Consider the following 25475-nt stretch of genomic DNA (forward strand, 5'->3'; position numbering starts at 1 on the left):
GGGGGGACTCAGACGTCTCTCGTGACAGTCCGATCATCTTTCCCGATGTCTTACGCGGGCTTTACCACTGAGCCGCAACGGTTTCGGAACAGTTGACGGCTTCCGCCACCGCTCTCACGCCTCGACGCGTACGTCCTGGCGGAGCTTGGCCGACCGGTTGGCGGCTTCCTCCAGGCTGAGGTCCTGACCGCTCACGATCATCGACGCGTCCAGGGCGAACACCGTCCCGACCGTGTTCTTGTCGGCCCAGACGCACAGCGGCATCTTGAGAGCCTTCTCGCTGCTGTCGCGACTGCCGAACTTCGCGACCTGGCACTTCATGACGGCGTCGCCGAGCCCGTCCGGGTTCATCCGCTGGGGGCTGCCCTCGAACTCGGTCTTCGACTCCGGGTCGGTGTCCTTCGCCGCGGACGCCGCCGTGTTCTTGAACAGGCCGTCCACCAGCGCCTCGGGGTCGCGCACGTCATCGCCCCACGCACCGGTGAACCGGAGGAGCTTCTGGGAGCGCTTGTCCTCGCCGCCGCTCTTGTACGCGGCCGCGGTGCTCTCCGGGTTGGTCATGCCGAGCATCTTGAGGTCGTTCAGGTCCTTCGTCTCGAAGCTGCTGCCCGAGCCGTCCTTCTTGTACTCGCCGGAGATGACCGTCTCGGGGGTGACGAGCTTGTAGCGCTTGACGGCCGGGGTCGGGCTGGGCGTGCTGGTCCGGGGGGACGCCGAGGCCGACGCGCCGGCCTTCGCGCCGCCGCCCTTCTCCTTGTCCTTGTCGCCGCCCATGATCACGACCGCGCCGGCCACCAGCGCGCCCACCACCACGACCGCGCCGACGGCTATGCCGATCGCCTTGCCCTTGCCACCGCCCTGCGGCGGGGCCGGGGGCGGCGGCGGGTACGCGCCCCAGCCGCCCGGCTGCTGCGGCGGCGCGCCGTACGGCGGGGCGGGCGGCTGGGGCGGGAAGCCGGGGGCCTGGCCGGGGGCCGGCTGCGCGTAGGGGTTCGGCTGCTGCGGGGGCCGGCCGTACGGGCCCGGCTGGTGCTGGCTCATCGTTGCCTCGGTGTCTCGCTGAACGTCAGGTCCACGTCATCCTTACGGACGGCTCCAGCGGGCTCCGCCCCGGCCCCGAATGGATTCGTAACCCCCGCGCACGCCCCCGTAGACTTCACCCCGTGACCGAGAACACTCAGCGCCCCGACAGCGGGCCGAACGACAGCAACCCCGAACTGCCGACCCAGTACGCGCCGGCCGATGTAGAGGGGCCGCTGTACGAGCGCTGGGTAGAGCGGGGCTACTTCGAGGCCGACGCGAAGAGCGACAAGAAGCCGTACACCATCGTCATCCCGCCGCCGAACGTCACCGGCTCGCTCCACCTGGGCCACGCCTTCCAGCACACCCTGATGGACGCCCTCACGCGCCGAAAGCGCATGCAGGGCTACGAGGCGCTGTGGCTGCCCGGCATGGACCACGCCGGCATCGCCACCCAGAACGTCGTCGAGCGCGAGCTCGGCAAGGAGGGCGTCTCCCGCCACGACCTCGGCCGTGAGGCGTTCACCGAGCGCGTCTGGCAGTGGAAGGAGGAGTACGGCGGCAAGATCCTCGGGCAGATGCGCCGGCTCGGCGACGGCGTCGACTGGTCGCGCGAGCGCTTCACCATGGACGAGGGCCTGTCCAAGGCCGTCCAGACGATCTTCAAGAAGCTCTACGACGACGAGTTGATCTACCGCGCCGAGCGCATCATCAACTGGTGCCCGCGATGCCTGACCGCCATCTCGGACATCGAGGTGGAGTACCAGGACGACGACGGTGAGCTCGTCTCCATCACCTACGGCGAGGGCGAGGACACCCTCGTCGTCGCCACGACCCGCGCCGAGACGATGCTCGGTGACACGGCCGTGGCCGTCCACCCGGACGACGAGCGCTACGCCCACCTGATCGGCAAGCTGATCAAGCTGCCGCTCACCGAGCGTTCGATCCCGGTCGTGGCCGACACCCACGTCGACCCCGAGTTCGGCACCGGCGCGGTCAAGGTGACCCCCGCCCACGACCCCAACGACTTCGCCATCGGCCAGCGCCACGGCCTGGAGTCGATGACCGTCATGGACGAGCGCGGCGTCATCACCGTGCACGGCCCGTTCCTCGGCCTGGACCGCTTCGAGGCCCGTTCCGCGATCGTCGGCGCCCTGCGCGCCGAGGGCCGGATCGTTGCCGAGAAGCGCCCGTACGTCCACTCCGTCGGCCACTGCTCGCGCTGCAAGACGACGCTGGAGCCGCGGCTGTCCATGCAGTGGTGGGTCAAGGTCGACCCGCTGGCCAAGGCCGCCGGTGACGCCGTCCGCGACGGCAAGGTCACGATCCACCCGCAGGACATGTCGAAGCGCTACTTCGACTGGGTCGACAACATGCACGACTGGTGCATCTCGCGCCAGCTGTGGTGGGGCCACCGCATCCCCGTCTGGTACGGCCCGGACGGCGAGACCGTCTGCGTCGGCCCGGACGAGCAGCCGCCCGCCGGCGAGGACTGGACGCAGGACCCGGACGTCCTGGACACCTGGTTCTCCTCCGGCCTGTGGCCCTTCTCGACCCTCGGCTGGCCGGAGAAGACGCCGGATCTGGAGAAGTTCTACGCCACCGACGTCCTGGTCACCGGCCACGACATCATCTTCTTCTGGGTCGCCCGGATGATGATGTTCGGCCTGTACGCGATGGACGGCGAGCCGCCGTTCCACACGATCGCGCTGACCGGCCTGGTCCGCGACCAGTTCGGCAAGAAGATGTCGAAGTCGTCGGGCACCGCGGTGGACCCGCTGGACTGGATGAACGAGTACGGCTCCGACGCCGTCCGCTTCACCCTGGCCAAGGGCGCCAACCCCGGCACCGACGTCCCGATCGGCGAGGACTGGGTCCAGGCGTCCCGCAACTTCGCCAACAAGATCTGGAACGCCACGCGCTTCGCGCTGATGAACGGCGCCACGGTCGAGGGCGAACTGCCGCCCGTCGAGCAGTTGTCGGCCACCGACCGCTGGATCCTCTCGCGCCTGAACGCCACGGTCGCCGAAGCCGACGCGTACTACGACGACTACCAGTTCTCCAAGCTCACCGACGCCCTCTACCACTTCGCGTGGGACGAGGTCTTCGACTGGTACGTCGAGCTGTCCAAGACCACGTTCATGGCCGGCGGTGAGCCGGCGAAGGTCTCCGGCCGCGTCCTCGGCGAGGTCCTCGACGTCCTGCTGCGCCTGCTCCACCCGGTCGTCCCGTTCGTCACCGAGACGCTGTGGACGACGCTCACGGGCAAGGAGTCGGTCGTCATCGCCGACTGGCCGCAAGACTCCGGCTTCCGTGACGCGGGCGCCGAGCGGGAGATCGGGAACCTCCAGCAGGTGATCACCGAGGTCCGCCGCTTCCGCTCCGACCAGGGCCTCCAGCCCGGCCAGCGGGTTCCGGCGAAGCTCGGCCTGAGCGGTACGGCCCTGGCCGCCCACGAGGGCGCCATCCGTCAGCTGCTGCGGCTCCAGCCCGCCGGGGACGACTTCCAGGCCACCGCGACCCTGCCGGTCGCCGGCGCCACCGTCGCCCTCGACCTCTCCGGCACCATCGACGTCGAGGCCGAGCGCAAGCGTCTGACCAAGGCGCTGGCCGCGGCCGAGAAGGACAAGGTCCAGTCCACGGCCAAGCTGGGCAACGAGGCGTTCCTCGCGAAGGCCGCCGAGGTGGCCGTGGAGAAGATCCGCAAGCGGCTGGAGACGGCCGAGGCCGACATCGAGCGGATCACCGCCCAGCTGGCGGGCCTGCCCAAGGCCTAGTCCGGTCCGGGTCCCACATGGGACCCCACGGCCCTTCCACAGGCCCCTCGTCCATCCGGTCGAGGGGCCTGTTCCGTTCCCGGCGGTCACGCATCGGCCAGAACAGCACGTACGCCGTCGACACCGCCACGAAGGCGAGCCGGATCAGGCCCTTGGCGGACTCGCCGGGCACGATGAAGACGCTTCCGTAGAGGACGATCAGCGCGATCCAGCTCCACCACGGCACCAGGCGCCGCTGCCCGCACACGTCCCACAGCAGGGTGCCGAGCAGCACGGAGGCCGTGTAGTAGGTGTAGACGCTGGGGTCGAGGAGGATCCGGGCGTTGGCGCCCAGCAGGACGACGCCGGCCCAGCGGCCGCGCCACACCGCGATCGCGCCGAGCGTGAGGCCGAGGGCGGCCTGCGCGGGCCGGGCCCAGTCAGGTGTCTCGGGGTTGTTGGCGCCGAGCCAGCGCAGCGCGGAGGCGGGGTTGTTGGGGATGGTGAACTTGGCCGCGGCGAAGGAGTCCGGGGCCGCGAGGAAGAACGGCAGCCAGGCGACGGCCAGCAGGCCCGCGCACCACAGCACCGCCCGCAGCCAGCGGTCCCGGGGCAGGGCGAGGATCAGCGGCAGGAAGGCCAGCGCGGTCGGCTTGGAGTCCATGGCCAGGGCCAGGCAGGCGCCGACGGCGGCCGGGTCGCAGCGGGTCAGGAACCAGACGGCCAGCGCGGTGAAGAACAGCGCGAGCACGTCGTCCAGGTGCCCGAAGCGCACCGACACCTCGATCCACATGGGGATGAAGGCGAGCCCGGCGATCAGGACGCGCTGCCGCAGCCGCTGGTGGTTGGTGCCGGTGCCCAGGAAGTGCGTGGCCGCGCTGCGGCCCGCGAGGACGACGATGACCAGGCCGAGGCCGGACATGAAGGCCGCCGCGAGGAACTGGCCGGTGTGCTCGGAGAACGGGTTGAACAGCCCCGCCACCAGGAAGCTGATGGGTCCCATCTGCAACTCGGGGTGGTGGGCGTAGAGGTTGAGCCCGCCGGTGCCGTCGCCCGACGAGCCCTGGTAGATCAGCTCGCCGCCCGTGCGCAGGTAGTGCCAGGAGAAGCCGCCACTGGGCTCCACCACGGCGAACCACAGCACGGTCCACGCCGTGAGCAGCAGCAAGTGCATCCGTGTGCTGACTTCCGGTATCCGCACAACGCTCCCGTTCCGCTGCCCGGAACCTCTCCGGGCATGTTTCACCGGGGGTCAGATGTCGTACCGGCGGCGGAGGTTGCCCGGCGGGGCCGTTCTGTGACTCACCTCATGGTGCGGTGAGGTGTGGCTCCGTCAGCTCTCCACGGCGGTCGGACCGGAGACGACGACCTCGGCGTTGCGGCGCGTCTTGGCCCAGCCGTTGCGGCCGCGCAGCATCCGTACGAAGCCACGGGCGGACGCCGGGAAGAGGTGGTACGCGTACAGCCACAATGCCAGCCCCCACAGCAGGGAGACGAACAGCGACCGGTCGGCCGCGCGGTCCCGGCGGTAGACCGGGCCCCACAGCACGAACGGGGTGATCGACACGACGGCCAGGCCCAGCACCAGCGGCCACAGGGCGAGCATGCCGCCGAACGCCTCGCCGGGCCCGTCCTCGGCGGCGCGCACGCCGAGGAGCACGAACATCACGGCACACAGGGCGAGCGTCACCAGGTGGGCGACCGGCTGGAGGAAGGTGTAGAGGGTCTCCAGGACGCCCTTGCCGCTGTAGTGGCGGGAGGAGACGATGCGCGGCGCGTAGCGGACGCACTGGAGGTTGCCCTGCGCCCAGCGGGTGCGCTGGGTGAGGAAGCGGCGGCCGTGCGGCAGGCCCTCCTGGGAGACCCAGGTGTCGGCTATGTGCGCTATCCGGTCACCGCCGAGGATCATGTGCAGGCCGAGCTCGTAGTCCTCCAGGAGCGCACCGCGCTGCCAGGGCCGGCGCTCGGCCGCCGCGATGCGGTCCAGGGCGGCGAGGCGGGTGAACTGGCCGTTGCCGCCGAGCCCCACGGAGCCGGTGCGGCCGCGCAGCAGCTGCATGCCGGCGTTGGACACGGAGAACTCCATGTCCTGCATCCGTACGAGGAGCCGCGCGAAGGCGTTGCCCAGCCGTCCCCGATCGGCGAGCGGACGCGGGTCCTCGGCGTTGCGCATGTGCACGCTGACCTGCACCCCGCCGATCTCGGGGTCACCGAAGCCGCCGGGGCCGCTGACGCGGGCGAGGGCGCGCGGGTCGAGCTGGCCGTCGGCGTCGATGACACAGACCACGACCCGCTCCCGGTCGGTGCCCTTCGGCAGGAACTGGTTCAGCTCGTCGTACGCGGAGTTGAGAGCCGCGCCCTTGCCCTGGCGGGCGTTCGGGCGGTGCCGGCGTACGAGGTGGACGCGGCGGTCGGTCTCGGCGAGCTCGGCCACGATGGCGCCGGTGCGGTCGTCGCTGTCGTCGTCGATCACCCAGACGTGGGCGGCGGGGTGATCGGTGCGCAGCCGCTCGACGGTGGTGCCGATGACGGCCTCCTCGTCACGGCACGGCACGAAGAAGTGCCAGTCGTGGGTGGAGGGGTCGCCGTCGACGACGGCGGGGCGGCGGGTGAACGCGTGCCGGGCGCCGGCCCAGTAGAGGAGGAAACAGAGGAGGAGGAAGAAGGGGAAGGCGAGGAGGAGGGGGTTGGAGAACATAATTGAGCCCGTCCGGCGTTTGAGGACACCGCGCGCAGCGCGGTCGGGGGGCCGGGGCGAAGCCCCGGGAAACGGTGAAAGGGCGGGGCTGGGGAAGAACCCCCTACGCCGCAGCCGCCATTCGGTCCGGCGCCCCCACCGCCACCAGCAGATTCACGATCCGCTCCGACGCCAGCCCGTCCCCGAAGGGACTCCGCAAGCCGGCCAGCCGCTCAAGACCCGCAGGGCCTTCGGCCAGCCGTCGCCGCGCGGCGCTTCCGATTCCGGCCCCCGGCGAGACCAGCGACGCGAAGTCCCCCATCGCCTCCGGCCGCTCCGTCGAGCGCCGCACGACCACCAGCGGCCGCCCCAGCACCGTGCACTCCTCCTGGATGCCGCCGGAGTCGGACACCAGCAGCGCCGCGTGGCGGGCCAGGGCCAGGAACTCGGAGTAGCCCAGCGGCGCGGTCACCGTCAGCGGGGCCAGCAGACCGGTCAGGCCCGCCGCCTCGATACGGGCCCGCGTGCGCGGGTGCAGCGGCAGCACGACCGGGCGGTCGGCGCCGGCCAGGGCGCCCAGCTCGGTGAGGATCGCCCGCAGCGCGTCGGCGGAGTCCGTGTTCTCGGGCCGGTGCACGGTGGCCAAGACGTAGCCGTCGGCGGTCAGACCGTGCCGGGCCAGGAGCGCGGCGCGGTCGGCGTCGCCGGGGAGCTGGTTGCGTACGGCCTCGACGACGGTGTTGCCGGTGACGGCGATACGGGCGTCGTCGATGCCCTCGGCGAGGAGGTTGGCGCGGTTGTCCTCGGTGGCCGCGCACAGCACGTCGGCGATGCGGTCGATCAGGACGCGGTTGTGCTCCTCGGGCATGTTCCGGTCGTGGCTGCGCAGCCCGGCCTCGACGTGCAGCAGCGGGATGCCCCGGGCGTTGGCGGCGAGCGCGCCGGCGAGCGCGGCGTTGGTGTCGCCCTGGACGACGACGGCCAGCGGCGGCTCGGCGGTGAACAGCGCGTCGAGCTGCGCGAGCGCGGCGGAGATCTGCACGGCGCGCGGCTGGCCGCCGACGCCCGTCAGGAAGGTCGGCTCGGGCAGGCCCAGCTCGTCCAGGAAGCGGCCCGACAGCTCCTCGTCGTAGTGCTGCCCGGTGTGCACCAGGTGGGCGGCGGGGCCCAGGAGGCGGACGAGGTCGGTGAGCTTCACGAGTTCGGGGCGGGTGCCGAGGACGACGGCGACGCTGCGGGGCGGGAGGGGCTGCACGGGTGACTCGCTCCTGGGGCCGGGGGTGGGTACGGCTCCAGACGGTGCGGGGTGTTGGTTGTCGGTCCGTAGGGGGGACGGTTGCCGGACGGTTGCGGTTTGCCGCGGGGGCGGGGTTCGGGACCTTGGTCCCGGGGCGGGGCGGGCCTTACGGCGGTGCGTTCCCCGGACCCGCCCTTTCACCGTTTCCGGGGGCTGCGCGGTGTCCTCGAACGCCGGACGGCTGGGGGGTGGGGCTGTGCGGTGTCCTCAAACGCCGGACGGGCTGGGGGGGGGTGGGGCTGCACCCCTCGACCCCGGCCGCGCTGCGCGCGGTGCCCTCAATCGCCGGACGGGCTGGAGTGGTGCCCCCGGACGGGCTGAAGTGGTGCTGCCTAATCCGCCCGGTACCGGTACCCCAGCCCCCGTACCGCCTCCAGCGGATCCGCCGCCTCGTCGCCCGCCGCCTGGCGGAGCTTGCGGCGCAGGCGCAGGACGGCGAACTTCACGCGTTCGCGGCCCCTGCCCTCCGGGTCGTCCCAGACGCGGTCCAGCAGCTGGTCGGTGGTGATCACGCGGCCGCGGTTGCGTACGAGCACCTGGAGCAGCCGGTACTCGATGTCGCTGAGCCGGGCCTCGTGGCCCTGCCAGACCGCCGAGCGGCGCTCGGGCACCAGCCGCAGGCCGCCCTCGAAGGAGTCGCCGGCCCAGCGGGCGGGCGCGGTGCGCCGCAGCAGGGCCTCGACGCGGGCGAGCAGCTCGTCGTTGCCGAAGGGCTTGGGGAGGTAGTCGTCGGCGCCGGCGCGCAGGCCGCGCACCCGGTCGGTCTCGGCGCCGCGCGCGGTGAGCAGCAGGACGGGCAGGTCGCTGAGGTCGCGGGTGCGTTCCAGCACCTCCCAGCCGTTGAGCTGCGGCAGGCCGATGTCGAGGAGCATCAGGGCGGGGCGCTCGGCGAAGAGCAGCCGCAGGCCCTCGCGGCCGTTGGCGGCGTGGAGGACGTCGTAGCCCGCGCGGGTGAGGAGGGTGCGCAGGGCGAGGGAGAGGTCGGGGTCGTCCTCGACGACCAGGACGCGGGTCATGACGGGCCCGCCAGGGGCAGCCGGATCCGGAAGGCGGCGCCCTCGCCCTCCGTACCGCCGGCGGTGAGCGTGCCGCCGTGCAGCTTGACGACGGTGCGGCTGATGGCGAGGCCCAGGCCGGTGCCGGGGTAGCCGCCGGTGTGCGCGTTGGGGGCGCGGACGAAGCCGGTGAAGATCTCCTCCCGGAATTCCTCCGGGACGCCGATGCCGGTGTCGGCGACCTCGATCTCCCAGAACCCGCGGCGGGGCGCGGCGGTGACGGTGATCAGCCCATCCGGTGGAGTGAATTTCGCGGCGTTCTCCAGCAGGTTGGCCAGGACGTGCTGGAGGCGGTGCCGGTCGCCGTGGAGGGCGGGGCCGGGCGCGCAGTCCAGCACGGTGAAGGCGCCCGTGCCGTCGCCCCGGGTCATGTGCTCCAGCACGGCGTCCTGGAGCATCCCGGGCACGTCCACCGGGCCGAACTCCAGCTCCGGGGCCGCCCGCATCCGGGTGGCGAGCAGCAGGTCGGCGATCACCTGCTGCATCCGGTCGGCGTTGCGCCGGATGGCGTCGAGGAACGAGCGCTGCTCCGTGCCCAGGGTCCCGACGGACGGGTCGGTGAGCAGCTCGCAGAAGCTGATGACGGAGGTGAGCGGGGTGCGCAGCTCGTGGGAGGCGGCGGCGGTGAAGGCGTTGCGCTGCCGGGCGAGCTCGGTGAGGGCGAGGTTGTCCCGTTCCAGGTCGTGGTCGCGCCGCTTGCGCTCGCTGATGTCGTGGAAGACCCACAGGGCGCCCAGATAGGTGTCCTCGTGGCGCAGCGGCTCGACCTCCCGTCTGATGGTGCGCCCGTCGGGAAGGGTGATCTCGGCCGTCCGGTGGACGTGTCGCCCGGCCAGGATCCCGCCCGCGGTGTGGGGCCCGGTGTGATCGGGGGCGAAGAACGCGCGTACGAGCCGCGCGACCGGCCGCACGGGCGCACCGGGGGAGAGGTCGACCCGGCCCGCCAGATCGAACATGCGAACGAATTGCTGATTGACCGTCAGCACCTCGTCGGCGGGGCCCTGCATCAGCGCGCCCGCGGGCAGGGCCTCCAGGACGGCCTGGAGCCGGTCCCGGTCGGGATGCGGACCCTCGGACGGCATCTTCCTCACCCAGCTCTCGTGGAGGCGGGGAAACCGTGGCCCCCCTCGGGGGCATATCGGGAAAACCGTATGTCAGGGAGCGGGGCCGCGCCCCCGATGGCGCCGAACGCCTCGCCGGGGCCGCCCGGGCCCGCCCCCACCGCCTGATGCCCGCGCTGTCGGTCCCCCTCCGTAGACTGGTCGACGTGACCGAGCGCCCCCTGAACCACGACAACGGCGACACCGGCCCCGGCGAGGACGACCGGTTCGCCGAGATCGTCGAAACCGAGACCGATCTTCCCCAAGCTCTCGACTCCGCTCGAGCAGGGGATGCCCCAACCCCCGACCTCGCCGTCATCGAGGCCGGCAGCCGTACCCTGCGCGCCCAGTCCGGGCCGCCGCAGGGCGACGGCGTTCCCTCCCGCCCCGCCGACCCCGAGGTCGAGCGGGCGCTGCGGGAGGTGGAGGCCGAGCTGGCCGGGCGCTGGGGGGAGACCAAGCTCGACCCGTCGCGGGCGCGCATCGAGGCGCTGATGGACATCCTGGGGCAGCCGCAGCGCGCGTACCCCTCCATCCACATCACCGGCACCAACGGCAAGACCAGCACCGCCCGCATGATCGAGTCCCTACTGGGCGCCTTCGAGCTGCGCACCGGCCGGTACACCAGCCCGCACGTGCAGTCGATCACCGAGCGGATCAGCCTCGACGGCGCGCCCATCGCGGCCGAGCGGTTCATCGAGACGTACCGCGACATCGAGCCGTACGTCCAGATGGTCGACGACCGCGAGGAATACCGCCTGTCGTTCTTCGAGGTCCTCACCGCGATGGCCTACGCGGCCTTCGCCGACGCGCCCGTCGACGTCGCCGTCGTCGAGGTCGGCATGGGCGGCACCTGGGACGCCACCAACGTCATCGACAGCACGGTCGCGGTGGTCACGCCCATCTCCCTCGACCACACCGACCGGCTCGGCGCCACGACCGGCGACATCGCCGGGGAGAAGGCCGGCATCGTCAAGCCCGACGCCACGGTCGTCCTCGCCCAGCAGCCCGTGGACGCGGCCCAGGTGCTCCTCAAGCACTCGGTCGAGGTCGACGCCACGGTCGCCCGCGAGGGCATGGAGTTCGGCATCGTCTCCCGCGAGGTCGCCGTCGGCGGGCAGCTGCTGACACTGCGCGGCCTGGGCGGGGAGTACACCGACGTCTTCCTGCCGCTGTACGGCGCGCACCAGGCGCACAACGCCGTGGTCGCCCTGGCCGCCGTCGAGGCGTTCTTCGGGATCGGCGCGCAGCACGCCCGCACGCTCGACCTGGACACCGTCCGCCGCGCCTTCGCCTCCGTCACCTCCCCGGGCCGGCTGGAGATCGTGCGCCGTAGCCCCACCGTGGTGCTGGACGCCGCCCACAACCCCGCCGGTGCCGCCGCGGCGTCCGAGGCCGTCACCGAGGCGTTCGGATTCAGCCGTCTCATCGGTGTCGTCGGCGCCAGCGCCGACAAGGACGTACGGGGCCTGCTGGAGGCATTCGAGCCGATCTTCGCCGAGGTCGTGGTGACCCGGAACTCCAGCCACCGCGCCATGGACCCCGACGAGCTGGGCGCCGTGGCGGTCGAGATCTTCGGCGCCGAGCGGGTTCAGGTCGAGCCCCGTCTTGACGATGCTCTGGAGGCGGCCATCACCCTCGCGGAGGAAGAAGGCGAGTTCTCCGGCGCGGGCGTCCTGGTGACCGGCTCGGTGATCACGGTCGGCGAGGCCCGGCTGCTTCTGGGAAGGGACTGACATGCGAACGCTGTGCGCCAGCACTCTGATCGGTGAATTCTTCATCATCGGATTCGCCGGCCTGGTCGCCATGCAGACCTCGGACCTCTCGTCCGGCACGGTCTGGGCCGTCAGCGGCACGGCCATGGCCGTGAGCGTCCTGCTGTGCGGGATGATCTCCCGGCCCGGCGGCGTGCAGCTGGGCTGGCTGCTCCAGATCGGCCTGATCCTGAGCGGCCTCGTCGTCCCGACGATGTACATCCTCGGCGTGGTGTTCGGTGCCCTGTGGTGGGCGTCGGTCCACTTCGGCCGCCGGATCGACGAGACCAAGGCGCGGTTCGCCGCACAGGCCGCGGCGGCGGAGGCCGAGGCTCCCGCCGCCTGACGGGGGCGGTGCGGGGGGTGCCCGTCACCCCTGTAGCCTCTGCCGCAATACACCTGCCTGCCCCCAAGGAGCCGCACCATGACCCAGCGCACCCTCGTCCTCCTCAAGCCCGACGCCGTCAAGAGGCGCCTGGTGGGCGAGATCATCCGCCGTATCGAGAACAAGGCCGGCTGGACGATCGGGGCGCTGGAGCTGCGCACGCTGGGACGCGAGGTGCTGGAGCAGCACTACGCGGAGCACGAGGGCAAGCCGTTCTACGAGCCGCTGATGCAGTTCATGTCCTCCGGGCCGATCGTGGCGCTCGTGGTCGAGGGTGAGCGTGTGATCGAGGGCGTACGGGCCCTGGCCGGCCCGACCGACCCCATCTCGGCCGCTCCCGGCTCCATCCGTGGTGACTTCGGCACCATCACGCGCGAGAACCTCATCCACGCCTCGGACTCCGAGGAGTCCGCCCAGCGGGAAATCAAGATTTTCTTTCCCGGTCTCGCCTGATTGCTCATCAGAGGCACAAGCATTCTGATCAGGGGCGACCGATTTCTTTTCGGTCGCCCCCTGGCATATGCGCGGCGAACGAGGGAACCTCTCACTCCGACACGACGTCACCATTACTGGGGCGAGCTCGCGTTCCGCCCACAATGGCGGAGGAACCCTCGCACCGCGTTCGAGTCGTCGAGACTACGATGAAGCTTCCGCGCACCGCAGCGCACCGCACACCTGCCGACCTCAAGTAAGCACCCGCTCCAGCTGGGAAGGCCAGACGTATCCTCATGGGGAACAACATGTCGTTCATCGGCCGTGACATGGCTGTCGACCTCGGGACCGCCAACACGCTGGTGTACGTCAGAGGTCGCGGAATCGTCCTCAACGAGCCATCGGTCGTCGCCATCAACACCAACACCGGAGGCATCCTCGCGGTCGGTGCCGAGGCGAAGAAGATGATCGGCCGGACCCCGGGCAACATCGTCGCCGTGCGGCCGCTCAAGGACGGCGTGATCGCCGACTTCGAGATCACCGAGCGGATGCTCCGCTACTTCATTCTCAAGATCCATAAACGGCGCTGGATGGCCCGCCCGCGCGTCGTGGTCTGTGTGCCCTCCGGCATCACCGGGGTCGAGCGGCGCGCCGTGATCGAGGCGTCCACCCAGGCCGGTGCCCGCCAGGTGCACATCATCGAGGAGCCGATGGCCGCCGCGATCGGCTCGGGCCTGCCCGTCCACGAGGCCACCGGCAACATGGTCGTCGACATCGGCGGCGGCACCACCGAGGTCGCCGTGATCTCCCTCGGCGGCATCGTCACCGCCCAGTCCATCCGCGTCGCCGGCGACGAGCTCGACAACGCGATCATCCAGCACATCAAGAAGGAGTACAGCCTCCTTCTGGGTGAGCGCACCGCCGAACAAATCAAGATCACCATCGGTTCCGCATACGACCTGGAACAGGACGAGCACACCGAGATCCGCGGCCGCGATCTGGTCAGCGGCCTGCCCAAGACCGTGGTCATCTCCGCCGCCGAGGTCCGCAAGGCCATCGAGGAACCGGTCAACTCCATCGTCGACGCCGTCAAGACCACCCTCGACAAGTGCCCGCCCGAGCTGTCCGGCGACGTCATGGACCGCGGCATCGTCCTCACCGGCGGCGGCGCCCTGCTGCGCGGCCTGGACGAGCGGCTGCGCCGCGAGACCGGCATGCCCATCCACATCGCCGAGGACCCGCTGGACTCCGTCGCCCTCGGCTCCGGCAAGTGCGTCGAGGAGTTCGAGGCACTCCAGCAGGTCCTGGACGCCCAGCCCCGCAGGTGACCCCAGCGGCCGCCCGGGACTGACCGCCCGCCCCTCGCGCACGCCGGTGGCCGACCGGCGCGCGAGGGCGGCGCCCGGCGTACCCGCCGCCGGGAATCAACCTGATATACAGGCAGAACGCTCCCGATGACCGGCCCGGACCCGCAGCCGACCGGTCCGACGAGAAGGGCACGCCGCCGCACGTGAGGGACACACGAGAGAGCCGGCTGCTACTGGTGCTGCTGGTCGCCATCGCGTTCGCACTGATCACGGTGGACATCCGCGGCGGCGAGCATTCCCCGCTCGACAGCGTCCGGCACGCCGCCGCCTCGGCCTTCGGCCCGGTCGAGGAGGGCGTCGCCTCGGCCGTCGACCCCTTCGGCGACGCCGTCGCGGCCGTACGGGACTCCGGCGAACGGCACAACCGCATCAGCACCCTGGAGCGCGAGAACGCCTCCCTCAAGCAGCGTCTGGGCAGCGACGACCGCAACCGCGGCCGGGCCCGCGAGCTCGACGCCATGCTCAAGACCGCCGGCGCCGGCCAGTACGGCATCAAGGGTGCGCAGGTCGTCGCCATAGGAGCCGCCCAGGGCTTCTCCTGGACGGTCACCATCGACGCCGGGAGCAACGACGGCATCAAGCGCGACATGACCGTGCTCAACGGCGACGGTCTCGTCGGCCGCGTCACCACCGTCGGCCCCTCCACCGCCACCGTGCTGCTCGCCAGCGACCCCAAGTTCACCGTCGGCACCCGCATGGAGAAGACCGGCGAACTCGGCTTCGCCAATGGCCAGGGCGACCGCGACCTGCGCGTCGAACTCCTCAACGGCAAGGCCACCGTCCGCGAGGGCGACCGCCTCGTCACCTTCGGCTCCAGCCACGACAAGCCCTTCGTCCCCGGCGTCCCCGTCGGCGAGGTCACCCGCGTCGAACCCGCCGGCGGCGGCCTCACCCGCACCCTCCAGGTCCGCCCGTACGTCGGCTACAGCAAGCTCGACATCGTCGGCGTCGTCGTCCAGCCGCCGCGCACCGACCCGCGCGACACCGTCCTGCCGCCGAAACCCGAGCCGCCCAAGCCCACCCCCACGGTGACCGTCACCGTCACCCCCACCCCGAGCGCCAAACCCCAGGACTGACCGATGCGCCTGAACCGGATCCTGCTCTCGACCCTGCTCGTGGTGGTCGCCCTCGTCGTGCAGGTGACCGTCCTCGCCCGCCTCCACCTGCCCGGCGCGGTCCCCGACCTGCTGCTCCTCGTCGTCGTCGGCCTGGCCCTGGTCTACGGCCACACCAGCGGCGCCCTCATCGGCTTCGGCGCGGGCCTCCTCGCCGACCTCGCACCGCCCGCCGACCACGCCACCGGCCGCTACGCCCTCGTCCTCGCCCTCGTCGGCTACGCCGTCGGCCTCGTCAGACCGGAGACCGGCCGGCTCCGCTCGGCCACCGTCCCCATGCTCGTCGTCGTCGCCGCGGCCGTCGGTTCCACCCTGCTCTACGCGGGCGTCGGCTCCCTCGTCGGCGACACCTCCGCCCGCCACGTGGGCCTGACCGGCCTGCTGCTGAGCGCCGCCGTCTACGACCTGCTGCTCGCGCCCTTCACGGTGCCGCTGCTGATGGCCCTCGCGCGCCGCACCGAGAACGACCCGCTGGCCGGCGAGGGCCCCTCCACCATGGGCGGCGGCACCGGCGAGGCCGCGTACGGCTGGCTGGGCGGCGGCGGGCGCGGCAGCCGCATCGGCAGCCAGCGCGGCGGCCTGCTCGGCAAGTCCATGCGCGGCCGCAGCGGACGCGTCAAGGGAGTGAAGCGGCTGTGAGCCCGTACTCGTTCGAGGGACATCTCCGCGGGCGCCGCACCGCCAACCCGTGGGAGGCGCCGTGAGCAAGATCCCCGAGACCGGGCGGACCTCCCGGGTCACCATCCGCCTGGTCACCATCCAGATCCTCGTCTTCTCCCTCCTCCTCACCCTCGGCGGACGGCTCTGGTACCTCCAGATCCGCAACGGCGACCAGTACACCGCCGAAGCAGCCGACAACCACATCCAGCAGGTCGTCGCCCCCGCCACCCGCGGCTCGATACTGGACGCCCGCGGTGTGCCGCTCGCCGACAACGAGACCCGCCTCGTCGTCTCCGCCAGCCGCACCGACCTGATGAAGATGCGCGACCGCGGCAAGGCCGTCCTCACCCGCCTCGCCGGCGTCCTCGGCCTGCCGGCCGACGAGGTCGCCGCCAAGGTGCGGCTGTGCGACGCCAAGACCCCCAAGCCCTGCTGGGCCGGCTCGCCCTACCAGCCCATCCCCATCACCGACGAGGCCACCACCCAGCAGGCCCTCCAGATCCGCGAGCGCGCCGAGGACTTCCCCGGCATCACCGCCGAGCCCACGGCCGTACGCCGCTACGCCGGACCCGGCGAGTCCAACACCGCCCAGGTCCTCGGCTACCTCTCGCCCGTCACCGACGACGAGATCATGAAGGCCAAGAACAGCCGCTCCCCGCTGCTGCGCTCCGACCAGATCGGCCGCTCCGGCCTTGAACGCCAGTACGACACCGAGCTGCGCGGCAAGGCGGGCGTCACCCGCTACGAGGTCGACAACCTCGGCCGCGTCATCGGCAAGGCCAAGAGCGACAAGGCCGTCCCCGGCGCCAACGTCGTCACCAGCATCGACGCCCGCGTGCAGGCCATAGCGGAACGCGAGCTGGACCAGGCGATGAAGGACGCCCGCAAGGAGATCGACCGGAACACCGGCGTCCCCTACAAGGCCGACGCCGGCGCCGTCGTCGTCATGGAGTCCAAGACCGGCCGCGTCGTGGCCATGGCCTCCAACCCCACCTACGACCCCAACGCCTGGGTGGGCGGCATCTCCGGCAAGGACTACAAGGCCCTGACCGGCAAGGACTCCAACTACCCCCTGCTCAACCGGGCCATCCAGGGCCAGGCGGCCCCCGGTTCGGTCTTCAAGGTCATCTCTGCCACCGCGGCCGTCAACGCCGGCTACTCCTTCACCGACAACTACAACTGCTCCAGCTCGTACAGCATCGGCGGCCAGGTCTTCAAGAACTTCGAGTCCAAGGGCTACGGCCCCATCAACCTCGGCCGCGCGCTGGAGGTCTCCTGCGACACCGTCTTCTACGACCTGGCCTACCGCCAGTGGCAGAAGGACGGCGGCAACAACCCGAAGAACCCCAAGGACTGGTTCTACCGGACCGCCCACGAGTTCGGCCTCGGCAAGGAGACCGGCATCGACCTCCCCAACGAGGTTCGGGGCCGCGTCCCCGACCGCGAGTGGAAGAAGAGCTACTGGGAGGCCAACAAGGACGTCTGGTGCAAGGAGAAGGACAAGGGGGACAAGGGCAAGGCCGAGGACGACTACGCCGCCAAGATCGCCAAGGAGAACTGCGAGTCCGGCATGCGCATGCGCGCCGGTGACTCCGTCAACTACTCCATCGGCCAGGGCGACACCCTCGTCACCCCCGTCCAGATGGCCACCATCTACTCCGCCATCAGCAACGGCGGCACGCTCTACAACCCCACGGTCGGCAAGGCCGTCGTCAGCCCCGACGGCAAGAACGTCCGGCAGATCCCGCCGCAGTCCCACGGCAAGCTGCCCTTCAACGGCAAGACCCGCGACCAGCTCGACGCCGCCCTCGCCGGCGTCGCCACCAACGGCAGCGCCGCCTGGCGCTTCGAGGGCTGGCCGCAGAAGGAGATCCCCATGCACGCCAAGACCGGCACCGCCGAGGTCTACGGCAAGCAGACGACCTCCTGGTTCGCGACCTACACCCAGGACTACACGATCGTCATGACGATCTCCCAGGGCGGCACCGGCTCCGGCGCCTCCGGCCCCGCCGTCCGCAACATCTACAACGCGCTGTACGGCGTCGACGAGAAGGGCAAGATCGACGGGAAGAAGGCGCTGCTGCCGCACCCCGAGCAGAAGCTGCCCAGGATCGAGAAGGACGGCACGATCGAGGCCCAGAAGATCGAGCCTCCCGCCCCGCCCGCCAGGAAGGAGGAGGAGAAGCAGCAGTGAGCGCCACCGAGGGCTACAAGGTCCGCCGCTACACCCCCGAGCGCTCCGCCTGGGGCCGGCTCACCGCCCGCGACTCCGTCGTCCGCCGCCTCGACTGGGTGATGCTGTGGGCCGCCCTGGCCCTCTCGGCCATCGGCACCCTGCTCGTCTACTCCGCCACCCGCGGCCGCACCGAGCTCAACCACGGCGACCCGTACTACTTCCTGCTCCGCAACCTCCTCAACACCGGCGTCGGCCTCGGCCTCGCCGTCGCCGCCGTCTGGGTCGGCCACCGCGCGCTGCGCGGCGGCGTCCCGATCCTCTACGTCATCTCCGTCCTGCTCACCGTCGCCGTGCTCACCCCGCTCGGCGCGACCATCAACGGCGCCCGCTCCTGGATCCAGCTGGGCGGCGGCTTCTCCATCCAGCCCTCGGAGTTCACGAAGATCACCATCACGCTGGGGATGGCGATGCTGCTGGCCGCGAAGGTGGACGCCGGCGACCGGCACCACCCCGACCACCGCACCGTCATGGAGGCCCTGGGCCTCGCCGCCCTGCCCGTACTGATCATCCTGCTGATGCCCGACCTCGGCTCGGTCATGGTGCTGGTCGTCATCGTCCTCGCCGTGCTGCTGGCCTCCGGCGCCTCCAACCGCTGGATCGCCGGTCTGCTCGGCGCCGGCGTCCTCGGCTGCCTCCTCGTCTGGCAGCTCGGCGTCCTGGACGAGTACCAGATCAACCGCTTCGCCGCCTTCGCCAACCCCGCCCTGGACCCCTCCGGCGTCGGCTACAACACCAACCAGGCCCGCATCGCCATCGGCTCCGGCGGCCTCACCGGCTCCGGCCTCTTCCACGGCAGCCAGACCACCGGCCAGTTCGTCCCCGAGCAGCAGACCGACTTCATCTTCACCGTCGCCGGCGAGGAACTGGGCTTCCTCGGCGCGGGAGCCATCATCTTCCTGGTCGGCGTCGTGCTCTGGCGCGCCTGCCGCATCGCCCGCGAGAGCACCGAGCTCTACGGCACGATCGTCGCCGCCGGGATCATCGCCTGGTTCGCCTTCCAGGCGTTCGAGAACATCGGCATGACCCTCGGCATCATGCCCGTCACCGGCCTGCCCCTGCCCTTCGTCTCCTACGGCGGCTCCTCCATGTTCGCCGCCTGGATCGCGATCGGACTGCTCCAGTCCATCAAGGTGCAGCGGCCCATGTCCGCATAGGGCCCGCCGGCGGCCGGGGCCGACGCGCCCTCCCCAGCGGGCGCCCCGCGCACTAGATTCGATGGCATGGCGGACACCGTGCGAGAGATCGAGCGGAAGTACGAAGCCGGCGACGGCGCGGCCCCGGCCGGGCTGCCCGACCTGAGCCGGGCCGACGGCGTCGCCACCGTCGCCGACCAGGGCACGGACGAACTCGACGCCGTCTACTACGACACCGCCGACCACCGCCTCGCCCGCGCCGGCATCACCCTGCGCCGCCGCACCGGCGGCGGCGACGCCGGCTGGCACCTCAAGCTCCCCGTCGCCCCGGGCGTGCGCGACGAGATCCGCGCCCCCCTGTCCCCGGACGCCCCACGCGCCCTCACCGACCTCGTACGCTCCCGCATCCGCCGCGCCGAGCTCACGCCCCTCGTCCGCATCGTCTCCCGCCGCGAGGTCCGCCACCTCCTCGACGACCGCGGCACCCTCCTCGCCGAGGCGAGCACCGACGACGTCACCGCCGAACGCCTCACCGACGGCGGCGGCACGGCCCGCTGGACGGAGTACGAGGTCGAACTCGGCAAGGACGGGGACCCCGCCTTCCTCGACACCGTCGAGCGGCACCTGCGCGAGGCCGGCCTGCGGCCCTCGAAGGCACCCTCCAAGCTCGCCCGCGCCCTGACCGAGACCGGACCACCCGCGCCCGAGCAGCGCGCGAGACCGGGCAAGACCGCCCGAGCCACCGCCGGCCACCACGTCCTGGCCTACGTCCGGGAGCAGACCGCGACCGTCCTCGCCCTCGACCCGGCCGTACGGCGCGGCGTCGACGACTCCCTCCACCAGATGAGAGTCGCCACGCGCCGGCTGCGCAGCGCCTTCCGCACCTTCGGAGAAGTCCTCGACCGGCGCGCCACCGACCCCGTCGCGGCCGAACTGCGCTGGCTCGCCGCCGAACTGGGCGTCGACCGCGACCGCGAGGTCCTCGCCGAACGCCTCCGCGACCGGCTGGCCGAGGTGGACGGCACCCTCAGGCTCGGGGCCGTACGCGCCCGGCTGCGCATCTGGGAGGCCGCCCGCGGCAAGGGCTCCCGCGAGCGCCTCACCGCCCTCCTCGACGGCGACCGCTACCTCACCCTCCTCGACAGCCTCGACGCCCTTCTCGCCGACCCGCCGCTGCGCCCGGCCGCCGCCCGCCCGGCGGACACCGTCCTGGCCGCCGCGGTCCTGCACGACTACGGGCGCCTGGTCACCCGCGTCGAACACGCCCTCGCCACCGCCCCCGGCCCGGAGCGCGACGCCGTCCTCCACGACGTTCGCAAGGCCGCCAAGCGCACCCGCTACGCGGCGGAGGCCGCGCGGCCGGCCGTCGGCAAGCCGGCGAAGCGTTTCGCCGCGCAGGTGAAGTCCGTCCAGACCCTCCTCGGCGACCACCAGGACAGCGTCATGGCCCGCACCGCGCTGCGCGAGCTGGCGGTACAGGCCCACGCGGCGGGCGAGAGCACGTTCACCCTGGGCCTGCTCTACGGGCGCGAGGAGGAGCGGGCGGCGGCGGCCGAACGGGAGCTGCCGGAGCTGTGGGCGGAGGTCTCGCGGAAGAGGCACCGGGAGGCGCTGGGGGAGTGACCGCCGGCGCGGCCGGTCGTTCTGCCGGTGTCCGCTTCTGCGGTCCCCACGGTCGCGGGGGCACAAGGCAAGATCGCCGTGCGGGGGGTCATTGCGGCCGGGTTACGCTTGAGAGTCGCCCTTGTCAGCTCACTGAAGGTTCGCCCAGATGTCTGTCGAATCGGTCTTCCCGCGCCTGGAGGCCCTCCTTCCGCACGTCCAGAAGCCGATCCAGTACGTCGGTGGAGAACTGAACTCCACCGTCAAGGACTGGGACAGCGCGGACGTCCGCTGGGCCTTGATGTACCCCGACGCCTACGAGGTCGGGCTGCCCAACCAGGGCGTCATGATCCTTTACGAGGTCCTCAACGAGCGCGAGGGCGTGCTCGCCGAGCGCACGTACAGCGTGTGGCCGGACCTCGAGCAGCTCATGCGCGAGCACGGCGTCCCGCAGTTCACCGTGGACGCGCACCGCCCCGTCAGCGCCTTCGACGTCTTCGGGCTCTCCTTCTCCACCGAGCTCGGCTACACCAACATGCTCACGGCCCTGGACCTCGCGGGCATTCCGATGGAGTCCAAGGACCGCACCGTCGACCACCCGATCGTGCTCGCGGGCGGCCACGCCGCGTTCAACCCCGAGCCCATCGCGGACTTCATCGACTGCGCGGTCGTCGGCGACGGCGAGCAGGCCGTCCTGGAGATCACCGAGATCATCCGCGCCTGGAAGGCCGAGGGCCGCCCCGGCGGCCGCGACGAGGTGCTGCTGCGCCTGGCCCGGACCGGCAGCGTCTACGTCCCGCGCTTCTACGACGTGGAGTACCTGGCCGACGGCCGGATCGCCCGCGTGGTCCCCAACCGCTCGGGCGTGCCGTGGCGCGTCTCCAAGCACACCGTCATGGACCTCGACGAGTGGCCCTACCCCAAGCAGCCGCTCGTCCCGCTCGCCGAGACCGTCCACGAGCGCATGTCCGTGGAGATCTTCCGCGGCTGCACCCGCGGCTGCCGCTTCTGCCAGGCCGGCATGATCACGCGCCCCGTGCGGGAGCGCAGCATCACCGGCATCGGCGAGATGGTGGAAAAGGGTCTCAAGGCGACCGGTTTCGAGGAGGTCGGCCTGCTGTCGCTGTCCTCCGCGGACCACACCGAGATCGGTGACATCGCTAAGGGCCTCGCCGACCGGTATACCGAGGACAAGATCGGCCTCTCCCTGCCGTCGACCCGCGTGGACGCCTTCAACGTCGACCTGGCCAACGAGCTGACCCGCAACGGCCGTCGGTCCGGCCTCACCTTCGCCCCCGAGGGCGGCTCCGAGCGCATGCGCAAGGTCATCAACAAGATGGTCTCGGAGGAGGACCTGATCCGTACGGTCTCCACCGCGTACGGCAACGGCTGGCGCCAGGTGAAGCTGTACTTCATGTGCGGCCTGCCCACCGAGACCGACGAGGACGTCCTCCAGATCGGCGACATGGCGGTCAACGTCATCGCCGAGGGCCGCAAGGTCTCGGGGCAGAACGACATCCGCTGCACCGTTTCCATCGGCGGCTTCGTGCCCAAGCCGCACACCCCCTTCCAGTGGGCGCCGCAGCTCTCCGCCGAGGAGACCGACGCCCGGCTGCAGAAGCTGCGCGACAAGATCCGCGGCGACAAGAAGTACGGCCGCTCGATCGGCTTCCGCTACCACGACGGCAAGCCCGGCATCATCGAGGGCCTGCTCTCGCGCGGCGACCGCCGCGTCGGCGCCGTCATCCGCGCGGTCTACGAGTCCGGCGGCCGCTTCGACGGCTGGCGCGAGCACTTCTCGTACGACCTCTGGATCAAGTGCGCCGAGCGGACGCTGCCGCCGCAGGGCGTCGACGTCCCCTGGTACACGACCCGTGAGCGCACGTACGAGGAGGTCCTGCCCTGGGACCACCTGGACTCCGGTCTCGACAAGGACTGGCTCTGGGAGGACTGGCAGGACGCCCTCGACGAGACCGAGGTCGAGGACTGCCGGTGGACGCCGTGCTTCGACTGCGGGGTGTGTCCTCAGATGGACACGTCCATTCAGATCGGACCCACGGGCAAGAAGCTGCTGCCGCTGAGCGTGGTCAAGTAACGGTCACCGATGTCCGCGAACTCCCCCGGCTACCGCTGGGGGAGTTCGCGGATCGGGGCCGGCGCGGGCGGACAACGGGGAGAAGGCATGGAGCCCGCGGGGGGCGAGCGGCGGGGCGAGGTGTCGCTCGACAAGGGGCGGCAGGACCCCACCCGTTACGAGCCGGGTGAAGGGTGTGTGACCACGCTGGTCCGCATACCCGTGCGGATCGTCGTGCTGGTGCTCGTGGTGCCGGTGCGCATGGTGTGGGACGTACTGGCCGGCTGCGCCAAGACCGTGGACCGGGCCGTCCTGCGGCCCGTCGGCCGCGCGCTGCGGTGGCTGGGGCGGACCCTCGTCGTCACACCGCTGCGCGCGCTCGGCGCCGCGGCGGCCTGGCTCGGCCGGACCCTGATCGCCGCGCCGCTGGCCTGGCTGTACCGGCAGGTGCTCACTCCCGTCGGCCGGGTCCTGCGCCGGCTCGGCGGAGCCATCGCTGCCGGACTCGCCCTCGCCGGGCGGGGATTGGGCGGCGCGCTGGTGTGGCTGGGCAAGGCGGTGTTCGTGTGGCCGTGGGTGGGGCTGTGGCGGTTCGTCGTGGTGCCTCTCGCGTGTGGTGTCGTCTGGCTCGGCCGGACTGTGATCGTGGCGCCGGTGGTCTGGGTGTACCGGCGGGTATTGACGCCGGTCGGGCGCGGCATCGCGTGGCTCGTCCGCGTCCTGGGTGTCGGCATCGCGGCCGGTGCGCGCGGCATGGGTGCGGGCGGCACCTGGCTGGTGCGGCACCTGCTGGTGCTGCCCGCCCAATGGACGTACCGCCGTCTCCTCACCCCCCTGGGTCACGGCATCGCCTGGCTGGCCCGGGGCGCCGGTGTCGCCCTGGTGTGGCTGGGCAAGGCGGTGTTCGTGTGGCCGTGGGTGGGGCTGTGGCGGTTCGTCGTGGTGCCTCTCGCGTGTGGTGTCGTCTGGCTCGGCCGGACTGTGATCGTGGCGCCGGTGGTCTGGGTGTACCGACGGGTGCTGACACCCGTCGGGCACGGCATCGCCTGGCTCGTGCGGAATCTCGTCGCCGTCGTCGCCGCCCTGCTGCGCTGGACGCTCGTCGTGCCGGCCGTCGTGCTGTGGCGTCACGTCCTCCGGCCCCTCTGGCGCGCGCTCTCCGCCACCGTGCGGGTCGTCGTCCGCGAGACCGCCGACACGTTCGGGCACTGCTGGCGGGTGGCGGGACGCGTCTCGCGCGGCATCGGCCGGCTCCTCGGCACGCTCCTTCGGTGGATCTTCGTCGATCCCTTCCGCCGGGCCTACCGGACCGTCCTCACCCCCGTGGGCCACGCCCTGCGTGACAGCGTCTGGCGCCCGGCCCGCGAGGCCGTACGCGACGCGGGCCGCGCCGCCCGCCAGGCCCTGACCACCGCGCGCGAGACCGCGCGGCAGACCCGCCAGGAGATCCGCCGCGCCCTGTTCGGCAGCCGCGAGCAGCGGGTACGCGAGCCGGTACGCGCCGACGCGGTGCCGCCCCTCGCGGGACCCGGCGCCCCGGATGCACGTACTCTAGGTAGCAGTACGACCGCACTCACGAAGGATTGAGAGACACTGGGCAAGCGACAGCCCGAAGGCCCGCCGCCCGCACCCGCGGTGCAGCGCATTCGCCTGCGCTACACCAAGCGCGGCCGCCTCCGGTTCACCAGCCACCGTGATTTCCAGCGCGCCTTCGAGCGGGCCCTGCGCCGCGCCGAGGTGCCGATGGCCTACTCGGCGGGCTTCACCCCGCACCCCAAGGTGTCGTACGCCAATGCCGCACCCACCGGCACGGGCAGTGAGGCCGAGTTCCTGGAGATCCAGCTCGCCGAGGCCCGCGACCCGCAGGAGCTGCGCAAGCTCCTCGACGAGTCGCTGCCCGACGGACTCGACATCACGGACGCGGTGGAGGCGCACACCTCCTCGTTCGCCGACCGGCTGCAGGCTTCCGTCTGGGAGATGCGCCTCGACGGCGTCGAGGCGGAGGACGCGCGGCACGCCGTAGAGGCGTTCCTCGCGGCGGAGACCGTCGAGGTGCAGCGCAAGACGAAAAACGGGTTGCGGACCTTCGACACCCGCGCCGCGGTCGCCCGGCTGGAGGCCCTGGACGCCCCGGCCGATAGGCCCGGCGACGGTGCCTGTGCGATACTGCGGCTGGTTGTTCGGCACTTGACACCTGCCGTTCGACCCGACGACGTCCTGTCCGGTCTCCGCGTCACGGCCGACCTGGCGCCGCCGGTCCCCGCTGCGGTGACCAGGCTGGCGCAGGGGCTGCTCGATGAGGAGTCCGGCACGGTGACCGACCCGCTCGCGCCCGACCGCGACGCTTTCCCGGCCGCAACTACCACCACGGCCGCCGGACCGAGCGCCGGTGCCGCGCAGGTGCCGGAAGGTTCCGCGTAGGACGGCCGTCGCCGCGCCGCCGGTCGACCAGGGAGCCACCCGGGTCCGGCAGGCGCACTGACCAGGAGACTTTCGCCGGTGCCGCCCTTCGGACCGGCGAGCGAGACGACAGCTCCCGTGCGGCGCCCACGCCCCGGACGGCGGCATTCGCGCACTGCGCGGTGCCGCCGCCGGAACAAGGCCCGGCGCCCGGGAGCGTGACGGGAGAACCGCCCGCATGCTCGAACCCACTGAGCCCATCGAGACCGACAAGCACTCCGACAGCGGTCCTGGGGACACGCTGCCGCCGCGTCGCCGCCGCCGTGCGGCGTCCCGCCCCGCCGGCCCGCCGTCGGCGGGTACCGAAGCCGCGGAGCCGGTGACGGCCGCCGCCACGGAGGCCCAGCCGGCC

The 25475-nt window shown here is 71.7% G+C and carries 19 protein-coding genes; 13 read left to right on the forward strand and 6 right to left on the reverse strand.

What is annotated here, in order from left to right; translation table 11 throughout:
- Window positions 1–114: 114 nt before the first annotated feature.
- Window positions 115–1041 (reverse strand): hypothetical protein, encoded by a 927-nt coding sequence (locus J7E86_RS19310; RefSeq protein ID WP_215082946.1) that lies wholly within the window; start codon window positions 1039–1041, stop codon window positions 115–117.
- 122 nt (window positions 1042–1163) lie between these two features.
- On the opposite strand from J7E86_RS19310, the gene J7E86_RS19315 reads away from it, so the two are divergent.
- Complete coding sequence (locus J7E86_RS19315; RefSeq protein ID WP_215082947.1) at window positions 1164–3797, forward strand: valine--tRNA ligase; 2634 nt, start codon at window positions 1164–1166, stop codon at window positions 3795–3797.
- On the opposite strand, the gene J7E86_RS19320 is transcribed toward J7E86_RS19315, so the two are convergent.
- From J7E86_RS19320 to J7E86_RS19340, 5 genes are all read right to left on the reverse strand, one after another.
- On the reverse strand, window positions 3763–4950 hold the full coding sequence (locus J7E86_RS19320; protein WP_215082948.1) for a hypothetical protein: 1188 nt from the start codon (window positions 4948–4950) through the stop codon (window positions 3763–3765). The two genes, J7E86_RS19315 and J7E86_RS19320, sit on opposite strands and share 35 nt — an antisense overlap.
- A gap of 159 nt (window positions 4951–5109) precedes the next feature.
- Window positions 5110–6474 (reverse strand): glycosyltransferase, encoded by a 1365-nt coding sequence (locus J7E86_RS19325; protein ID WP_215082949.1) that lies wholly within the window; start codon window positions 6472–6474, stop codon window positions 5110–5112.
- Window positions 6475–6577: 103 nt separating this feature from the next.
- Window positions 6578–7708, reverse strand: a complete 1131-nt coding sequence (gene wecB / locus J7E86_RS19330) for a non-hydrolyzing UDP-N-acetylglucosamine 2-epimerase (protein WP_215082950.1) — start codon at window positions 7706–7708, stop codon at window positions 6578–6580.
- A 374-nt stretch (window positions 7709–8082) separates the two neighbouring features.
- On the reverse strand, window positions 8083–8766 hold the full coding sequence (locus J7E86_RS19335; RefSeq protein WP_215082951.1) for a response regulator transcription factor: 684 nt from the start codon (window positions 8764–8766) through the stop codon (window positions 8083–8085).
- On the reverse strand, window positions 8763–9887 hold the full coding sequence (locus tag J7E86_RS19340; protein ID WP_215082952.1) for a PAS domain-containing sensor histidine kinase: 1125 nt from the start codon (window positions 9885–9887) through the stop codon (window positions 8763–8765). Before J7E86_RS19340 ends, J7E86_RS19335 begins: the two co-directional genes overlap by 4 nt.
- Window positions 9888–10072: 185 nt before the next feature.
- Here J7E86_RS19340 and J7E86_RS19345 point away from each other — a divergent pair, with 185 nt between their 5' ends.
- The 12 genes from J7E86_RS19345 (at window position 10073) to J7E86_RS19400 (ending at window position 25084) form a co-directional block, all read left to right on the forward strand.
- On the forward strand, window positions 10073–11641 hold the full coding sequence (locus J7E86_RS19345; RefSeq protein ID WP_308312645.1) for a glutamate ligase domain-containing protein: 1569 nt from the start codon (window positions 10073–10075) through the stop codon (window positions 11639–11641).
- A 1-nt stretch (window position 11642) separates the two neighbouring features.
- Entirely contained in the window at window positions 11643–12005 is a 363-nt protein-coding gene (locus tag J7E86_RS19350) for a DUF4233 domain-containing protein (protein ID WP_215082953.1), read from the forward strand.
- Between the two features lie 78 nt (window positions 12006–12083).
- Window positions 12084–12497 (forward strand): nucleoside-diphosphate kinase, encoded by a 414-nt coding sequence (gene ndk / locus J7E86_RS19355; protein ID WP_215082954.1) that lies wholly within the window; start codon window positions 12084–12086, stop codon window positions 12495–12497.
- A 287-nt stretch (window positions 12498–12784) separates the two neighbouring features.
- Window positions 12785–13804 carry a rod shape-determining protein gene (locus J7E86_RS19360; protein WP_004950903.1) on the forward strand — a complete coding sequence of 340 codons (1020 nt, stop codon included), beginning with the start codon at window positions 12785–12787 and terminating at the stop codon, window positions 13802–13804.
- 182 nt (window positions 13805–13986) lie between these two features.
- The gene (gene mreC, locus J7E86_RS19365) at window positions 13987–14919 is read left to right on the forward strand and encodes a rod shape-determining protein MreC (protein ID WP_215082955.1); all 933 of its coding nucleotides are present in this window, start codon (window positions 13987–13989) and stop codon (window positions 14917–14919) included.
- A 3-nt stretch (window positions 14920–14922) separates the two neighbouring features.
- Window positions 14923–15597, forward strand: a complete 675-nt coding sequence (gene mreD, locus J7E86_RS19370; protein WP_215082956.1) for a rod shape-determining protein MreD — start codon at window positions 14923–14925, stop codon at window positions 15595–15597.
- Window positions 15598–15658: 61 nt separating this feature from the next.
- Window positions 15659–17812: a penicillin-binding protein 2 gene (gene mrdA, locus J7E86_RS19375; protein ID WP_215082957.1), complete on the forward strand. Its 2154-nt coding sequence runs from the start codon at window positions 15659–15661 to the stop codon at window positions 17810–17812.
- Entirely contained in the window at window positions 17809–19008 is a 1200-nt protein-coding gene (gene rodA / locus J7E86_RS19380; RefSeq protein ID WP_215082958.1) for a rod shape-determining protein RodA, read from the forward strand. Before mrdA ends, rodA begins: the two co-directional genes overlap by 4 nt.
- 66 nt (window positions 19009–19074) lie before the next feature.
- Window positions 19075–20610, forward strand: coding sequence for a CYTH and CHAD domain-containing protein (locus J7E86_RS19385; protein WP_215082959.1), 1536 nt, complete (start codon window positions 19075–19077; stop codon window positions 20608–20610).
- A 148-nt stretch (window positions 20611–20758) separates the two neighbouring features.
- Window positions 20759–22684 (forward strand): TIGR03960 family B12-binding radical SAM protein, encoded by a 1926-nt coding sequence (locus tag J7E86_RS19390; protein ID WP_215082960.1) that lies wholly within the window; start codon window positions 20759–20761, stop codon window positions 22682–22684.
- An 87-nt stretch (window positions 22685–22771) separates the two neighbouring features.
- Entirely contained in the window at window positions 22772–24250 is a 1479-nt protein-coding gene (locus J7E86_RS19395) for a hypothetical protein (RefSeq protein WP_215082961.1), read from the forward strand.
- Window positions 24251–24298: 48 nt separating this feature from the next.
- Window positions 24299–25084, forward strand: coding sequence for a TIGR03936 family radical SAM-associated protein (locus J7E86_RS19400; RefSeq protein WP_215082962.1), 786 nt, complete (start codon window positions 24299–24301; stop codon window positions 25082–25084).
- The last annotated feature ends 391 nt before the right edge of the window (window positions 25085–25475 follow it).

Origin of the sequence: Streptomyces sp. ISL-11 (genome assembly GCF_018614525.1) — a bacterium.
Taxonomy (GTDB): Bacteria; Actinomycetota; Actinomycetes; order Streptomycetales; family Streptomycetaceae; genus Streptomyces.

Coding starts and splice junctions, on each gene's coding strand:
- J7E86_RS19310 (WP_215082946.1), bottom strand. CDS start 1,041: ATGAGCCAGCACCAGCCGGGCCCGTACGGCCGGCCCCCGCAGCAGCCG.
- J7E86_RS19320 (WP_215082948.1), bottom strand. CDS start 4,950: ATGCACTTGCTGCTGCTCACGGCGTGGACCGTGCTGTGGTTCGCCGTG.
- J7E86_RS19325 (WP_215082949.1), bottom strand. CDS start 6,474: ATGTTCTCCAACCCCCTCCTCCTCGCCTTCCCCTTCTTCCTCCTCCTC.
- J7E86_RS19335 (WP_215082951.1), bottom strand. CDS start 8,766: ATGACCCGCGTCCTGGTCGTCGAGGACGACCCCGACCTCTCCCTCGCC.
- J7E86_RS19340 (WP_215082952.1), bottom strand. CDS start 9,887: ATGCCGTCCGAGGGTCCGCATCCCGACCGGGACCGGCTCCAGGCCGTC.
- J7E86_RS19350 (WP_215082953.1), top strand. CDS start 11,643: ATGCGAACGCTGTGCGCCAGCACTCTGATCGGTGAATTCTTCATCATC.
- ndk (WP_215082954.1), top strand. CDS start 12,084: ATGACCCAGCGCACCCTCGTCCTCCTCAAGCCCGACGCCGTCAAGAGG.
- J7E86_RS19360 (WP_004950903.1), top strand. CDS start 12,785: ATGTCGTTCATCGGCCGTGACATGGCTGTCGACCTCGGGACCGCCAAC.
- mreD (WP_215082956.1), top strand. CDS start 14,923: ATGCGCCTGAACCGGATCCTGCTCTCGACCCTGCTCGTGGTGGTCGCC.
- J7E86_RS19385 (WP_215082959.1), top strand. CDS start 19,075: ATGGCGGACACCGTGCGAGAGATCGAGCGGAAGTACGAAGCCGGCGAC.
- J7E86_RS19390 (WP_215082960.1), top strand. CDS start 20,759: ATGTCTGTCGAATCGGTCTTCCCGCGCCTGGAGGCCCTCCTTCCGCAC.
- J7E86_RS19395 (WP_215082961.1), top strand. CDS start 22,772: ATGGAGCCCGCGGGGGGCGAGCGGCGGGGCGAGGTGTCGCTCGACAAG.